Genomic DNA, 907 nt, shown 5'->3' with positions numbered 1-907 from the left:
GTCAGCCTTCCAACGCTCTTCCTGAAAGTTCGACCAGCTGACGCCAACGACGGTTTCAGCAAAGGCAGCCGTGCTCATCAGAGCAGCCGCGACTGAAATGCTTAGGAATTTCTTCATGCTTTCCTCCCGGTTGTTCGAGTCCCTTCGAAGTGATTCGAGGACTTCACCTACTTGAGTAGCACATTTATTTCAGTCGGCAAAATATTTATGCTATCGCTAACATAAGAATCTGACTAAGGTGAATGCCAATATGAGATTCGCGAGGGCAAGATGCTGAAAAACAAAGCCTCTTCTATCTCTACCGAGCAGCGGAACGTAACGCGGCTGCGCGTGCTGGAGCATATCCGCCGCAAGGGGGCGATCTCGCGCATTGATATTGCGGGTGCTTTGCAGACCAGCCCCGCCACCGTCACCACCGCAACGGCAGACCTGTTGTCTGCGGGCCTGATCCACGAGGTTGAAGGCGACCCTCAGTCCGGGTCCCCACGACGCGGGCGGCCCCGTGTTTTGCTCAAGCTGAACGGGGGATCATTGCTGATCGCAGGGTTCAAGGTCACACGCCACTATGTCTCAGTTCTGATCGCAGATTTCGAAGGGCTCGAAATTGCATCGATCAAATACCCGCTGGTCGAGGCCTGCATGACCCCGCTCGACTTTGCCCGAACCATCCGAAAAGCGCTGGAAAGCTCCTGCGCGGCTGCGTCCGTTTCAATGTCGGATATCGCAGGGGTCTCGATCGGGATCGCGGGCCTGATTGATGCCGAGCATAACTTTGTCCATTGGTCCTCCTCGATCTCGGAACGGAATGTGCCCCTCGGCCCGCTTCTGCAGCAAGAGGTTGATTGCCCAGTCTTCATTGAAAACGACGCCAATCTTGTTGCAAAGGCGGAACAATTGTTCGGACTGG

General features: G+C 55.1%; 1 protein-coding gene and 1 pseudogene. One reads left to right on the top strand and one right to left on the bottom strand.

The window, feature by feature from the left end:
• Positions 1-117 (bottom strand): annotated as a pseudogene (locus ACR0E6_RS21820) (D-xylose ABC transporter substrate-binding protein); the annotation flags it as partial.
• A gap of 153 nt (positions 118-270) precedes the next feature.
• On the opposite strand from ACR0E6_RS21820, the gene ACR0E6_RS21815 reads away from it, so the two are divergent.
• The coding region (locus tag ACR0E6_RS21815) for an ROK family protein (RefSeq protein WP_480587256.1) at positions 271-907 on the top strand (637 nt) is incomplete at its 3' end.

Source organism: Ruegeria sp. AP12 (assembly GCF_056540025.1).
The sequence above is the reverse complement of the archived record's forward strand: the minus strand, read 5'-3'. Positions and strand labels throughout refer to the sequence as shown.